This is a genomic window from Veillonella sp. (genome assembly GCF_041333735.1).
Classification (GTDB): Bacteria; Bacillota; Negativicutes; order Veillonellales; family Veillonellaceae; genus Veillonella.
This window is the reverse complement of record NZ_JBGKFB010000001.1, coordinates 1,441,659-1,457,546: the sequence shown is the minus strand read 5'-3', so window position 1 is coordinate 1,457,546 and position 15,888 is coordinate 1,441,659. Positions and strand designations below refer to the sequence as shown.

Here is a 15,888-nt window from a genome sequence, read left to right as displayed (position 1 = left end):
TAAGCCCTATGATTTTGTTGATATGTACCCCCTTTACTGGACAACCAGTAAAGGGGGTATTTTCATGAGATATAGTTATGAATTTAAAAGAAAAGCAATTGAATTATTCTATCAAGGTGAATGGCCCAAGACACCTAACGGTGTGAGGACAGATACATTTCATAGACTAATAAGAGACTGGGTTAAATTAGAACAGCTTCATGGCTCGGCCATTAATAAAAGTCGAGGGGCTAATAAGTATTGGTCTCCAGAAGAGAAATATAGTTTGGTATGCCAAGTCCTCTCTGGACAAGGATTGAGAACAGTAGCTATTGTAGCTGGTATTAATTCTGGGCAGCTGTATCAATGGGTTCATAAATACAAAACTTTGGGATACAATGGTCTTATCAATAAATCTAAAGGACGACCACCAAAGGATTGCAAAATGAAAGTAACTAAGACTATCTCACCTCGAAAACTCAAAGAGAGTGAATATGAGGAACTCATTCGCTTACGAGCTGAAATTGCTTATATTAAAGCTGAAAATGAAGTCATAAAAAAAGAGATTGCCTTGAGAGAAGAAAAGGAAGCTGCGCGTCTCAAGGCGAAAAAGCAGCGATTATTAAAACGCTCCGAAAGCAAGGATATCAATTAAAGCATCTTTTGAAAGCTATGCCAATGTCCAAATCTACTTATTATTTTGAACTTACTAAAGTAGATCTTGTAGATAAAAGAAATACAAAGCTAAAAGATGAAATTCAAAAGATTTTTACAGAACATAAAGGTCGGTATGGTGTGCGGCGTGTATACCAAGAGCTTCTTAATCGAGGTTTTGTAGTCAATCATAAACGAGTGCAAAGGCTTATGCATAATATGGGACTCGCAGGAAAGCGGCCGAAGGAAAAGTATCACTCTTACAAAGGGAAAGTCGGTAAAGTAGCAGAAAATATTGTCAATAGAGATTTTAGTACAACTGCACCATTACAAAAATGGACTACTGATGTGTCTCAATTTAATTTCTCGTGGGGCAAATGCTATTTATCGCCTATTTTAGATATGAATACGAATGAGATTGTTGCGTATGACTTAGCATTAAGGCCTAACTTAGAACAGATTTCTCGTATATTAGAGAAAGCCTTTAAGAAGTTTACTAATCTTTCGGGATTAATCTTCCACTCTGATCAAGGATGGCAATACCAACATAACTATTTTAGGCAAGCACTTAAAGAACATGGCATTATTCAGTCTATGTCTAGAAAAGGAAATTGTTATGATAACTCTGTGATAGAAACCTTTTTTGGTAGATTGAAAACAGAAATATATTATGGTTTTGAAACAGAATATTCATCATTTAATGCTTTTGCAGTAGCAATAGAAGAATACATTAACTATTACAACAACAAAAGGATCCAGAAAAAAACAAAAGGGATGCCTCCTGTAAAATACAGGGAAGCATCCATGTGTTTAGGCTAGTAAATAATATGTGTCCAGGAAAATGGGTACATATCATGTGATCATGGGGCTTGTTTTAATTACATAATTTAGAGTAACTCAACTGCTTTACGGTGCGATACCATTGGTGCTACGCACCGCGGTATCGGTTAGAGGTAGTTTATATCTACCACTAGTCGCGGCTTCCTATCACACTCGCCCATGGCAGTAGTTAAGACTATGCTCTAAAATAAAGAATATACCTTAAGGGCTTCGTCGAACCTGATGCAATGGACGTATGCGTCGCTGCGCTCCTTTACGCCCTATTGCCCTAGGCTTCCCAGGCCTCCTATAGGATAAAACACATAGATAATACTTGTACAACCTTGGCTGGAAACGGCTCTAGAAGAAATTGGAATGTGCTCGTTAGAGCACAAAAATAGAGGGCCAACCCTTTAGGGTTGACCCTCTATTTTATGCTTCAATCAGCGGCTTCCTATCCTCCCAGGCCGTCTCCAGCCAAGTACTTTCGGCGTTTATGAGCTTAACTACTGTGTTCGAGATGGGAACAGGTGGATCCTCATAGCCATCGCCACTGAATCTGTCAGAGTTTGTACTCTGAAAACCACATAGAAGTTATATATATTTGTTGCACATTCTGCTTAATGTTTTTGTTTAAGTAAAGCCCTCGATCTATTAGTACCAGTCAGCTCCAAACCTCACGGCTCTTCCACACCTGGCCTATCAACCATGTCGTCTACATGGGATCTTACTAGCTTATGCTATGAGAAACCTCATCTCAAGGCTGGTTTCACGCTTAGATGCTTTCAGCGTTTATCCGTCCCGAACGTAGCTACCCAACTGTACCCTTGGCAGGATAATTGGTACACCAGCGGTTCGTCCACTCCGGTCCTCTCGTACTAGGAGCAGCCCCCTTCAAGTTTCTTGCGCCCGCGATGGATAGGGACCGAACTGTCTCACGACGTTCTGAACCCAGCTCACGTACCACTTTAATCGGCGAACAGCCGAACCCTTGGGACCTACTTCAGCCCCAGGATGTGATGAGCCGACATCGAGGTGCCAAACCTCCCCGTCGATATGGACTCTTGGGAGAGATTAGCCTGTTATCCCCAGGGTAGCTTTTATCCGTTGAGCGATGGCCCTTCCACTCGGCACCACCGGATCACTAAGCCCGACTTTCGTCCCTGCTCGACCTGTCCGTCTCGCAGTCAAGCTCCCTTCTGCCTTTACACTCTTCGAGCGATTTCCGTCCGCTCTGAGGGAACCTTTGGGCGCCTCCGTTACTCTTTAGGAGGCGACCGCCCCAGTCAAACTGCCCGCCTAAGACTGTCCGGCCGGTCGTTACTCGGCCCGTTAGAAATCAATTAATGAAAGGGTGGTATCCCAACAACGACTCCCCTAAAACTGGCGTCCTAGGTTCTACGTCTCCCACCTATCCTGTACATTCATTAACTAAGTTCAATCTTAGGTTGCAGTAAAGCTCCATGGGGTCTTTCTGTCCAGTCGCGGGTAACCTGCATCTTCACAGGTACTTCAATTTCACCGGGTCCCTCGTTGAGACAGTGCGCAAGTCGTTACACCTTTCGTGCGGGTCGGAACTTACCCGACAAGGAATTTCGCTACCTTAGGACCGTTATAGTTACGGCCGCCGTTTACTGGGGCTTCAATTCAGAGCTTCGACCGAAGTCTAACCCCTCCTCTTAACCTTCCAGCACCGGGCAGGTGTCAGCACCTATACATCAGCTTTCGCTTTAGCAGGCACCTGTGTTTGTGGTAAACAGTCGCTTGCGCCTCTCTTGTGCCACTCATTCATGCTCCATGCGTTGCTGCACTTCACACTACATGAGTCCTCCTTTTCCCGAAGTTACGGAGGCATTTTGCCGAGTTCCTTAACGAGGGTTTTCCCGCGCACCTTAGGATTCTCTCCCCGCCTACCTGTGTCGGTTTTGGTACGGGCAATGTGTCTCTACCTAGAAGCTTTTCTCGACAGTGTAGGATCAATCACTTCGTCACTATCGCTAGTAACTCGTCATCACATCTCAGCTTTTAGAGTTACGGATTTGCCTATAACTCAACCTACATGCTTAAACACGCACTTCCAATCGCGTGCTGACCTACCTTACTGTGTCACTCCATCGATCAAACGATTCACACCGGTACAGGAATTTCAACCTGTTGTCCATCGCCTACGCTTTTCCGCCTCGGCTTAGGTCCCGACTTACCCTGAGACGACGATCGTTGCTCAGGAACCCTTAGGCTTTCGGTGGAATGGATTCTCACCATTCTTTTCGCTACTCATACCGACATTCTCACTTCTCATCAGTCCACAACTCCTTACGGTACTGCTTCAACCCAATGAGAACGCTCCCCTACCCATATACATTACTGCATATGACACGACTTCGGTTTTACACTTTAGCCCCGGACATTTTCGGCGCAGAGTCTCTCGACCAGTGAGCTATTACGCACTCTTTAAATGGTGGCTGCTTCTAAGCCAACATCCTGGTTGTTTTGGAAATTCCACATCCTTCGCCACTTAGTGTAACATTTGGGACCTTAGTCGGTGTTCTGGGCTGTTTCCCTCTTGACAATGGACCTTATCATTCACTGTCTGACTCCCGAGTATAAGTATAGCCATTCGTAGTTTGACTAGGTTCGGTAACCGGTATGGCCCCTAGCCCGATCAGTGCTCTACCGCCTATACTCTCAACCTCGAGGCTAGCCCTAAAGCTATTTCGGGGAGAACCAGCTATCTCCGTGTTCGATTGGCATTTCACCCCTATCCACAACTCATCCCAAAGCTTTTCAACGCTCACGAGTTCGGTCCTCCACACAATTTTACCTGTGCTTCAACCTGGCCATGGATAGATCACTACGGTTTCGGGTCTACTATTACTAACTAAACGCCCTGTTCAGACTCGCTTTCGCTGCGGCTCCGTGTTTTCCACTTAACCTCGCTAGCAACAGTAACTCGTCGGTTCATTCTTCAATAGGCACGCCGTCGTCCTGATATATATACAGACTTCGACTGTTTGTAGACATACGGTTTCAGGTTCTCTTTCACTCCCCGCCAGGGGTTCTTTTCACCTTTCCCTCACGGTACTATGCGCTATCGGTCGATATCAGTATTTTGGCTTGGAGGGTGGTCCCCCCTGCTTCCCACAAGGTTTCACGTGTCTCGTGGTACTCTGGATACAGTCCCGTGTATGCAAGGTTTCGATTACAGGGCTTTCACCTTCTTCGGCTGAGCTTTCCAACTCGATTCTTCTACCTCATTTACACTTGATGACTGTCCTCAACCCCGGTGCGGTTGCCCGCTCCGGTTTGGCCTCTTTCCCGTTCGCTCGCCGCTACTAAGAAAATCTCGTTTGATTACTTTTCCTCTGGGTAATTAGATGTTTCAGTTCCCCAGGTGCCCTCCTCATAGTCTAAGCTATAGGTGACAGTGCATAACCACTGCCGGGTTCCCCCATTCGGAAATCTACGGGTCAAAGGTTGCTTGCACCTCTCCGTAGCTTATCGCAGCTTACCGCGTCCTTCTTCGGCTGATATCGCCAAGGCATCCACCGTACGCCCTTAAAATCTTTACTTAAGATTTTATTGACATGCATTAGATACATTGTCGTTTATTTTGTAGCCGTACATTTTACATGTACGTCACCATTAAGTCAGAGAATTATTTCCTATGTGCTCGGGTCAACCTACTTAGAAATTCTAAGAGATGACCTTACAAATATATATAATTATCTTCTATGCAGTTTTCAAAGAACAAATCTGCCGATAAATTCCGTGTTATTCGTCGTTGCACTTGTCTTACTCATCTAGCATACTTCCAGTATGCGTCGATTTCGTAATCCTACGTGCGCCTAGATTAACGCGTAATTTATACGTCATATTAAATTGAGAAATCATTTACAGATCTCTCAAAACCGAACAATGTTAGGTGCCAAAGTGTCGACCTAAGTGACATCTAAGCTCTTGGCCTAGTGTATGTCTCCCTAGAAAGGAGGTGATCCAGCCGCACCTTCCGATACGGCTACCTTGTTACGACTTCACCCCAATCATCGACTTTACCTTAGACGGCTGGCTCCCGAAGGTTACCCCACCGGCTTTGGGCACTTCCGACTTTCGTGGTGTGACGGGCGGTGTGTACAAGGCCCGGGAACGTATTCACCGCAGTATGCTGACCTGCGATTACTAGCGATTCCGACTTCACGTAGGCGAGTTGCAGCCTACGATCCGAACTGAGAGAGTGTTTCTCGGGTTTGCTCCACCTCGCGGTATTGCTTCCGTCTATTAACTCCCATTGTAGTACGTGTGTAGCCCAGGTCATAAGGGGCATGATGATTTGACGTCATCCCCGCCTTCCTCCGCATTGTCTGCGGCAGTCTCTCATGAGTTCCCACCCGAAGTGCTGGCAACATAAGATAGGGGTTGCGCTCGTTGCGGGACTTAACCCAACATCTCACGACACGAGCTGACGACAACCGTGCACCACCTGTTTTCTGGCTTCCGAAGAAGAGGAACTATCTCTAGTTCTGTCCATCAATGTCAAGACCTGGTAAGGTTCTTCGCGTTGCGTCGAATTAAACCACATACTCCACCGCTTGTGCGGGCCCCCGTCAATTCCTTTGAGTTTCAACCTTGCGGTCGTACTCCCCAGGCGGGGTACTTATTGCGTTAACTCCGGCACAGAAGGGGTCGATACCTCCTACACCTAGTACCCATCGTTTACGGCCAGGACTACCGGGGTATCTAATCCCGTTCGCTCCCCTGGCTTTCGCGCCTCAGCGTCAGTTTTCGTCCAGAAAGTCGCCTTCGCCACTGGTGTTCTTCCTAATATCTACGCATTTCACCGCTACACTAGGAATTCCACTTTCCTCTCCGATACTCTAGATTGGCAGTTTCCATCCCATCACGGGGTTAAGCCCCGAACTTTTAAGACAGACTGACCAATCCGCCTGCGCGCGCTTTACGCCCAATAATTCCGGACAACGCTTGCCACCTACGTATTACCGCGGCTGCTGGCACGTAGTTAGCCGTGGCTTTCTATTCCGGTACCGTCAATCCTTCTAACTATTCGCAAGAAGGCCTTTCGTCCCGATTAACAGAGCTTTACAACCCGAAGGCCGTCATCACTCACGCGGCGTTGCTCCGTCAGACTTTCGTCCATTGCGGAAGATTCCCCACTGCTGCCTCCCGTAGGAGTCTGGGCCGTGTCTCAGTCCCAATGTGGCCGTTCATCCTCTCAGACCGGCTACTGATCATCGCCTTGGTGGGCCGTTACCCCTCCAACTAGCTAATCAGACGCAATCCCCTCCTTCAGTGATAGCTTATAAATAGAGGCCACCTTTCATCTATCCTCGATACCGAGGTTAGATCGTATGCGGTATTAGCAGTCGTTTCCAACTGTTGTCCCCCTCTGAAGGGCAGGTTGATTACGCGTTACTCACCCGTTCGCCACTAAGATTGATAGAAGCAAGCTTCCATCGCTCTTCGTTCGACTTGCATGTGTTAAGCACGCCGCCAGCGTTCGTCCTGAGCCAGGATCAAACTCTCCAAGATATCTTGAAGCTATTTGAATAGCTCATTTTATTTGTTGTCGTTACATTTAAGTAACTTTGAATTATGGTTGGTTTTGACTATGTCAAAACCCGCACTCTGGCATATGTTCAATCATATGATTGATTACCTATCATTGTTCAGTTTTCAAAGATCTGTACCAGTTTCCACGACCTCTTTCGAAGTGTTTCATCAACTGGCGACTTGATTATTCTATCAAGTTCAGCTCATTCCGTCAAGCACTTTTTCAAAACTTTTTTAGAAGTTTTTTGCTTGTCGTTTGTGCTGTGTCCTAACGACTTGTATAAGTATAGCATAAATAAAAATATCGTCAACACATAAAGTGGCCATTTTTACAACTTCATTTTATTTTCACTACACATTACAAAAATTACTTCTAATTTCGACAAATTTAAGGATTTAAATTTTATAACACTATTTTCTCTTTTATCTTTATTCATATTATTTTTAAGTACTATCTTATAAACCTATAAGCTTATAACTGTTTGATAAAAGAAAAATCCTTAGAACATACCATAAAATACATTCTAAGGATTGATTATTATATTGTGTCTAATAGTCTAATACGGTTAGTAGCTTTTACTATATCACTATATTTGTTTTACAGTTCTAGAGGCGTATACCTCTTTATCCATATATGATATAAAGCCAACGCTACAATCATTGTCACCGCTGTAAACATATAAAGATACTGATATCCTACAGCACTAGCTAACAGAGCAAGAATGACAGATCCCGCCCCCACACTTATATCTAATGCTAAAAAATATGTTGCTGTCGATACCCCAGCCCGTTCTATTGGTGCTGATTGAATGGCTAACGCTTGAAATGCTGGTTGTGCTGCACCATAACCTAAACCTAACAAAGGGGCCGTTAATATTATGGTTAATGGCGTAGTAGCTATTCCTAACGCTAATAGTCCTAGTATAAAGAGTACTAGGCCTGGGTAGATAATATATTTAGAGCCATACCGAGCATATGCTTTTCCTACTAGAGGTCGACTGATTATGATCATTACAGCAAAGATAGCAAAAAATGCACTGCCCCAAATACCAGACCCCATACTATTTAACTCAATGGGAATAAATACTAACACACCAGAATAGGTAAAGCCAATAAACAGTCCCATTAAAGCCCAAGGCAAACTTCTTTTTTCAATAAATTGAGATATATGCCACCCTTTGTGAGTAGATGGTTTAGGCATTGCTAATTCTTTTGATAAGGGAATACTATTACTCAATACTAGGACTAACCCTGTCATAATAGTTAAGAAAAGATAGAGAGCTATACTACCATATGAAGCAAGTGCATATAAGCCTATTGCAGGCCCCAACACCATTGCCACATTCGAAAAGATAGCAAACATATTGATGCCCTCCCCCTTTCGATTAGGAGGTAACACCAATACCGCCAACGCCGCCATTACAGTTGTGCCTAAAGCAAATACAACACCATGTAGCCCCCGCAATACAAAGATGGCTTCTAAAGAGGTTGTAAAATTAAAGAGCCCCATAATGATGAAAAATAAAGCAGTTGATAGTAGTAATACAACTCGTTTGTTAAAGCCATCAATCAAGCGACCTGCAAAGAGCCTACATAGAATTGTGCCTATTTGAAAATAGGTCATCGCTAATCCCGCATCTAAATCACTTCCACTTAATTCAGAGGTTATAACTATCGGCAAGGCTGCTACGAGAACATATTGTGTCATATATAAAATGCCACTGCTTATACCATAGTTTATAAAAGCAGGGCTCCATAATCGATTTGAATCCATTTATCTATCCCCTTTTCAACATTGTGTTACTTTGCTATTTTACGCCCCATATACAAAGAATTCAATAAGTATAGACCTTACTATATACATATCCTATACATATATGTATGAGTTATCCATGGTAATAATTTATTAGTAGATGATACATAAAAAGAACCTCTCTGAATATAATACAGAGAGGTTCTTATACTTTTACCAATAATAGGTAAAAGCATTATATATTATTGTTGATTGCGGATATCGTTCTTGTTGCGACTCTTCCACATAACCCATAAGGATGTAGCTACACAGATAGAGGAATACGCACCACTAGCAAAACCAATAATCATACAAAGAGCAAAGTTCTTTGTAGTGTCCCCACCGAATAGATAAAGGGATACACAGGCAAACATAACGGTAGCCAATGTATAGAAACTACGGTGAATACTTTGTGTAATAGATGCATTCGCAAGATCTGCAAATGTATCAGAACGTTTATGTGTATGTGTATTTTCGCGAACACGGTCAAAGATAACTACAGATTCATTCATGGAGTAACCTACAACCGTAAGAATAGCCGCCAAGAAAGACGCATCAATTTCTAATTGGAAATAAGAGAATACCCCAAGAACCATAATCAAATCATGGAAAATAGCAACGAGCGCAGAAATAGCAACTTTATATTCAAAGCGATAAGAAATATACAATGCTAATGCCGCAAACGCTATAACAAGATTTAACAACGCATGTTCTGTAACTTCGGAACCAATTACAGCACCTACAGTTTCAATACGTTTAACTGTATTGTTACCAATAGATTTAGTCAAAGATTCAATCACAGCGGCACTTTCACTAGGTTCAAGATTACGTGTACGAATCATTACGTCTTCGCCCGCTGTATCACCAGTAGTATCTCCAGAAAGCTGAATTTGTGCGTTTTCAAGATTATATTCTTTTAGGACGTCACGAACTTGACTAACCTCTACAGGCTGATCAAATACAACTTCAACAATCGTACCACCAGTATAATCAATACCAAAGTTAAAACCTTTAGTAAAGATGGAAATCAAACTGATAATAACAAGTGTGGAGGAAATTGCAAACCACCAACGATGATGCTTAATTACGTCTAATGTCATTTGCGTTTACCTCCTTTCAAAGATTTTGGTGCAAATGCGTCAGCACTTGTGCTTGGAGAGATATTCGCACCAAACCAGAATGGATGGTTCGTAAAGTTACAGTCAATAAGTAAGCGTAATAAGAAATGGCTCACAGTAATCGCTGTGAACATACTTACAACAACACCTACGCCTAAGCTGATAGCGAAACCTTTTACAGGGCCAGAGCCTAAGATTGTCAAGATAGCAGCAGTAATGATAACGGATACGTTCGCATCTGTAATTGTTGCTAAAGCACGACTGAAACCAGCTTCCATGGCTACACGCATGGACTTACCGGAGAACACCTCTTCTTTGAAACGTTCAAAGATAAGAATGTTCGCATCTACAGCAACACCCATGGATAAGATAATACCAGCGATACCTGGCAATGTCATAGTTGCATTAAAGCCTTTACCTAATACGAGCAATAAGAGCATAACATATACAAGTAATGCAATATTAGCTACGATACCAGAAAAACGATATAAAATAACCAAGAAAATCATGATCATGGCAATACCAGCACTGAAGGCTACAACAGATTTATCCTTGGAGTCTTGACCCAAAGAAGGACCGACTGTACGCACTTCTAATACATTAATTTTAACAGGCAATGCACCAGAACGTAATAAAATAGCCAAGTCTTTAGCTTCTTCTAAGCTTTGACTACCAGAGATTGTTGCTTTACCACCTGTAATTGCTTGTTGTACTACAGGATTAGTCAATTCTTTACCATCCAATGTAATGGCAATACGACGACCAATATTTTTAGATGTTAAATCAGCAAACTTCTTAGCCCCTTCATCGCTTAATTCAATAGCAACGAGTGGTTGTTTATTTTGACCTAACTCTTCTTTTGCATCTTTTAAATCATCACCAGTCATAACAGTTTGACCTTGGTCGTTTTTAAATTCCAAGACCGCTGTTTTACCGATACGTTTAATCGCTTCGTCAGGATCTTTTACACCTGGCAATTCGATGATAATACGACGAGCACCTTCACGTTGTACTAATGGTTCAGACAAACCCATTTCATTAATACGACGCTCTAAGATTTGCTTCGCTCGTTCCACTGCATCATTGTCAGCTGTACCAGTCGCAGAGTCCTCTGCTTCCAATACGATGTGCGTACCACCTTGCAAGTCTAGACCTTGTTTCAAAGAGCCTGCTAAAGGTTGAATAAAATACGCAAATAATCCAATGATGGCAGCAATGACTACTAAAAACTTGATAATAGCTTTACCGTTCAAAATAGTTGCTCCCTTCTACTACTATACGCAATGTATAACGCCTTGCTCCGTTACAATTTTGCTCATCCGTTGGTCCAGTTCATCCATTGGGATTGGTGTATCCCACAACTGTACTGACCAGCATACGCCCATAAATGTACGTGGTGAAAGTTCCTTGAGAAATCGATCATAATACCCATTCCCCATCCCCATGCGACCGCCTTGACGGTCAAAGCCAGCACCAGGCACTAAAATCAAATCCAAGTCATGTGGATTAATAACCTCGTATGGCTCAGAGGGAATGCGTATATTTAACACACCCCGAGTGATAGATTCTAGAGACTTAAGACGAACGGGAATCATCGTCGTCTTATCTGTACATACTGGAACATATACGGATTTACCATGTTCTAAAGCATGACGAATAACACCGTCTAAATTGGCCTCCTTGGGCATCGCCAAATAGGCCATAATGGTATTAGCTGATATATACTCAGGACTATTAACAATTTGATCTGTCAAAAGCGTAGTCCATCTATGACAATCAGCAACGGATAAAGCAGCGCGCTGGGCCTTGCACGCCCGGCGCACTGCTTCCTTTGTATTCATTATTTTTCTTCCTTGTTTTTCTTGGAAAGAACGTTAGCAATTGCAGAACGTGCAAATGTTAACTCAACTTTTTCAGATACTTGAACCTTTACTTTTTCATCGTCAAGTTCAACGATTTCGCCATAAATACCGCCGATAGTAACGATTTTTTGACCTTTCTTCAAGCTGCCTAACAAATTAGCGCGCTCTTTTTGTTGTTTCTTTTGTGGACGCCACAATAAGAAATAAAAAATTACGACCATCAACAAAATAGGCCAGCTAGTTTGCAACACTTGTAAAATATCTTCCATTTTATCCTCCTAGTGTAATAAATATGTTTTTCTTTTCTAGTATAGCCACCTAATATAGATTTGACTAGACTTAATTACTATTTTTTAAAGCTATCCCAAAATTGCATTCTAAATTGTGGGAACCGATCTTCTAAGATGGCTTGTCTCATTTGACGCATAAACTCAAGCAAGAAGTAAAGATTATGGTATGTTACGAGACGCAACGCCAAAATTTCTTCCGCCTTATACAAGTGACGAATATAAGCGCGAGAATAATTTTTACATGTATAACATTGGCAGCCTTCTTCTAAAGGACTCCAATCATGAGCAAATTGCGCATTTCGAATATTAAGGCGACCTTTCCAAGTCATAGCCATACCATTTCGAGCAACTCGTGTAGGATATACGCAGTCGAACATATCAATACCACGTGCTACGCCTTCTACAAGGCAATCCGCCGTACCAACGCCCATTAAATAACGAGCCTTGTTAGTTGGCAATAGTGGCGTAGTATATTCTAAGATTTCATTCATCAAATCATGAGGTTCCCCAACGGATAAGCCACCAATACTATAGCCTTCAAAGTCCATAGCTACCAGCTCTTCCGCACTTTGTTTGCGCAAGTCTTTGTACATACCACCTTGGACAATACCAAACATTCCTTGACAGTCATCGGCTTTACGAGCCTCTTGGCAACGATGAGCCCAACGTGTGGTACGCGCTGTTGAGCGTTTCGCATAATCATGGTCCGCAGGATACGGAATACATTCATCAAAGGCCATCGCAATATCAGAACCTAATTGCTCTTGTACCTTTGTGGCCACCTCTGGAGATAAAAACTGTTTAGACCCATCAATATGAGATCTAAAGGTTACACCCTCCTCAGTAATCTTACGCATATCGCCTAAGCTAAATACTTGGAAGCCACCGCTATCAGTTAAAATAGCTTGATCCCAGTTCATAAATTTATGTAAGCCACCTGCTTCTTCTACGAGTTCAGGACCAGGACGAAGGAATAAATGGTACGTGTTGCTCAAGATGACTTGAGATCCCATCGCCTTTAATTCCTCAGGCGTCATAGTTTTAACTGTAGCTTGTGTACCTACAGGCATAAACATAGGCGTTTGGAAGGTACCATGTGGCGTATGCAATAAACCAGCACGAGCCCCCGTGTGAGGACATGTCTTTTGTAATTCATAAGTAATACTCGGCATAGTCCCTCCTAACGTATAAACATAGCATCGCCAAAGCTAAAGAAACGATAACGTTCGCGTACAGCTTCTTCGTAGGCCGCTAAACAATGTTCACGACCAGCCAATGCACTAATCAACATTAATAATGTAGATTGAGGCAAGTGGAAATTCGTTACCAACGCATCAATCATCTTAAATTTATAGCCAGGATAGATGAAGATTTGTGTCCATCCACTAATGCCTTGTAGGACACCATCATCATTGGTAGCCGACTCAAGGGTACGCACAGAAGTAGTACCTACCGCAATAATACGGCGTCCGTTTCGCTTAGCTGCATTAATACGATCAGCTGTATCTTGAGATACCACGAAGAACTCACTATGCATTTCATGGTCCTCAATTGTCTCTGCTGATACAGGTCTAAATGTTCCAAGACCAACATGCAAAGTAACAAATTCTAACTCTACACCTTTCGCTTTTATCTTTTCTAATAGTTCAGGTGTAAAGTGAAGCCCTGCTGTTGGAGCTGCAGCTGAACCTTTCTCCTTAGCATAAACGGTTTGATAACGATCTTTATCTTCTAGCTTCTCATGAATATATGGAGGTAATGGCATTTCACCGATTTCTTGTATCACATCATCAAATACACCATCGCAAGTGAATTCAATGATACGACCTCCAAACTCAGTTTTATCTATAACGGTCCCACTTAATCGGTCATCAAATTCGATAACTTGACCAATAGGACATTTTTTACCAGGTTTAACAAGGCATTCCCAGCGATTTTCACCACATGGTGTGAGGAGCAATACCTCAACCTTGCCACCAGAGCCTTGACGTTGGCCATATAATCTCGCAGGAATAACCTTTGTATTATTAAATACAAGTACATCCCCTTCGTGAAGTTCATCTAGCAAATCGTAAAAATGCTCTTTATGCGCAACCTCACCTGTAACCTTGTCTAAGGTCAACAGTCTCGCTGTATCACGAGGCTCTACAGGATGTTGAGCAATTAGTTCCTCTGGTAATTCATAATCAAAATCTGTAACTTTCATCGCAATCCTTATTAGTACATTTTCTTTAATGTAATGCCACTATAGTAGTGACGCAAAATAGTTTGGTAATAATTTGTATCCCCTGGTGTCGCACGCTTAGCCATTTCTGCAGCGCCCCATTGAGACATACCAAGACCATGTCCCCAACCGTGGCCTTTAATATAGACAGTATCATTGCTACCAGTAAAATTATGATACGCCTTACCCGTACCTTTAGCTGGGTTATAATTTACATAAAAATCAAATAGTGTTGATTTCAAGCCTAAAATACTGCGTAAAGAATCTCCATCAATGGTCGTTTTGCCAGAGGTACCTATGAAAGTAGCACTCTTAATTCGGCCAGATACACCGCGGTCAGATGTTTGTTGACCTGGCTTGCCAAGAGGTGTCAATTGAATGCTCTTCAATTTACCAACCCCTTTACTAGCTGCGTTAAGCTTACTTTCAAGGGCCTGACGAGAAGTAGTCACTGTCCAGTTCGATGTAGATGTGCCAGTACTAAAATCCTTTACACCTTTCAAATACGGTACATCGCTACCCCAAACATTGACGCTATCTTCAGTATAACCGCCACCATCAGAATGGAATAAAGCATTAATAGGGCGTTGATTATATAACATAACCATACCCTTTGTTTTATTAACTGCATTTGTGGTAGCTTGCGTTTCACCACTAACCCCATTATAGACTTGGTGATCTGTGGACGTACTTACATCATACAGTTTACCTTTATTCTCTTCCATAGTATGAAGAGCATAAGTTCGAGCAGCTACAGCTTGTGCTTCTAGTGCAGCTGCTGGCCAAGATGGAACGACTTCTTGCGGAACTACGCCGTAAAGATAATCTTCAAGAGGTACAGAATTAATGACCATCATCTTTCCATTATTAGCACGTAATGTAAGTCCTCCACGATAGCCTTTGCCTTCAAACAAGAATGGTGCATCACTATTAGCTGGTTTTAATGTAACTACCGTATCAATAGCTTTGCCATTAACAGCAATTTTACCACTTCGAATACCAACAGAGGTTCCACGGTTTGCACTGATTGTGCTAACTTGACCATTAGCACTATTTAACACAACCATATTAGCAGTAGATGTAACTGTAGCATCGGAACTGCGACTACCCAATAACACGCGTACATTTGGTACATTTTCTACACGCTCCGTAGCAGGTGTAATAACAGAACCTACTTTATTACGCGTAATAGCAGCCGTATTAGCTTTAATACTATTGGCATCAGAAGTTTTTATAGCCTTAGAGGCAGCTGGCTTTACCGTTGTAGCCTTGGCACTAGTAACTGTAGATTTTGCAACAGGTTTTTGAGCTGTTGCTGCAGCCTTAGTTGCATTTGACTTCGGAGTCACTTTTGCCACAGGCTTTGGAGCCGGTTTAGTTACAAGTGGTCGAAAAGTTGACCGCTTCGTCGAATTTACTTTCGATACATTTGTTGTAGATACTGTTGATTTCGGCGTTGGCTTTTTAGTCACTACTGCACTTTTATGTTGCAATGTAGCCCCTTGTGCAACAGATGCACCGCCAATATTTACACCTAAAAACAAAGTTGCCATTATCATCAATTGTAATCGTTTCGTTTTCATTG

The 15,888-nt window shown here is 42.5% G+C and carries 10 protein-coding genes and 3 rRNA genes; 2 read left to right on the top strand and 11 right to left on the bottom strand.

The annotated features are described in order from the left end of the window. Positions 1-64 precede the first annotated feature (64 nt). On the top strand, positions 65-634 hold the full coding sequence (locus ACDF53_RS06670) for a transposase (protein WP_370815795.1): 570 nt from the start codon (positions 65-67) through the stop codon (positions 632-634). Beyond that, entirely contained in the window at positions 598-1,452 is an 855-nt protein-coding gene (locus ACDF53_RS06665; protein WP_370816198.1) for an IS3 family transposase, read from the top strand. Before ACDF53_RS06670 ends, ACDF53_RS06665 begins: the two co-directional genes overlap by 37 nt. Positions 1,453-1,893: 441 nt before the next feature. On the opposite strand, the gene rrf is transcribed toward ACDF53_RS06665, so the two are convergent. The 11 genes from rrf to ACDF53_RS06610 all read right to left on the bottom strand — a co-directional run bounded on the left by rrf (position 1,894) and on the right by ACDF53_RS06610 (position 15,886). Next, a 5S ribosomal RNA gene (rrf, locus tag ACDF53_RS06660) occupies positions 1,894-2,010 on the bottom strand. A gap of 76 nt (positions 2,011-2,086) precedes the next feature. Continuing rightward, positions 2,087-5,021: ribosomal RNA gene (locus tag ACDF53_RS06655) — 23S ribosomal RNA — on the bottom strand. A gap of 412 nt (positions 5,022-5,433) precedes the next feature. Then, a 16S ribosomal RNA gene (locus ACDF53_RS06650) occupies positions 5,434-6,996 on the bottom strand. The 16S, 23S and 5S rRNA genes sit together here, the layout of an rRNA operon. A 619-nt stretch (positions 6,997-7,615) precedes the next feature. Further along, a complete protein-coding gene (locus ACDF53_RS06645; RefSeq protein WP_370815794.1) occupies positions 7,616-8,791 on the bottom strand; it encodes an MFS transporter in 1,176 nt (391 codons plus the stop codon). A gap of 221 nt (positions 8,792-9,012) precedes the next feature. Then, the gene (secF, locus tag ACDF53_RS06640; protein ID WP_005387361.1) at positions 9,013-9,909 is read right to left on the bottom strand and encodes a protein translocase subunit SecF; all 897 of its coding nucleotides are present in this window, start codon (positions 9,907-9,909) and stop codon (positions 9,013-9,015) included. Continuing rightward, positions 9,906-11,180 (bottom strand): protein translocase subunit SecD, encoded by a 1,275-nt coding sequence (secD, locus tag ACDF53_RS06635; protein WP_005387360.1) that lies wholly within the window; start codon positions 11,178-11,180, stop codon positions 9,906-9,908. The genes secF and secD overlap by 4 nt, the downstream gene beginning before the upstream one ends. A 21-nt stretch (positions 11,181-11,201) precedes the next feature. Beyond that, on the bottom strand, positions 11,202-11,768 hold the full coding sequence (locus tag ACDF53_RS06630) for a 5-formyltetrahydrofolate cyclo-ligase (RefSeq protein WP_370815793.1): 567 nt from the start codon (positions 11,766-11,768) through the stop codon (positions 11,202-11,204). Then, complete coding sequence (yajC, locus tag ACDF53_RS06625) at positions 11,768-12,058, bottom strand: preprotein translocase subunit YajC (protein ID WP_005387358.1); 291 nt, start codon at positions 12,056-12,058, stop codon at positions 11,768-11,770. The genes ACDF53_RS06630 and yajC overlap by 1 nt, the downstream gene beginning before the upstream one ends. 77 nt (positions 12,059-12,135) lie before the next feature. Beyond that, complete coding sequence (gene tgt / locus ACDF53_RS06620) at positions 12,136-13,251, bottom strand: tRNA guanosine(34) transglycosylase Tgt (protein ID WP_370815792.1); 1,116 nt, start codon at positions 13,249-13,251, stop codon at positions 12,136-12,138. Positions 13,252-13,259: 8 nt separating this feature from the next. Then, positions 13,260-14,285 (bottom strand): tRNA preQ1(34) S-adenosylmethionine ribosyltransferase-isomerase QueA, encoded by a 1,026-nt coding sequence (gene queA / locus ACDF53_RS06615; RefSeq protein ID WP_005387356.1) that lies wholly within the window; start codon positions 14,283-14,285, stop codon positions 13,260-13,262. Between the two features lie 11 nt (positions 14,286-14,296). Continuing rightward, positions 14,297-15,886: a SpoIID/LytB domain-containing protein gene (locus ACDF53_RS06610; RefSeq protein ID WP_370815790.1), complete on the bottom strand. Its 1,590-nt coding sequence runs from the start codon at positions 15,884-15,886 to the stop codon at positions 14,297-14,299. Positions 15,887-15,888: the final 2 nt, after the last annotated feature.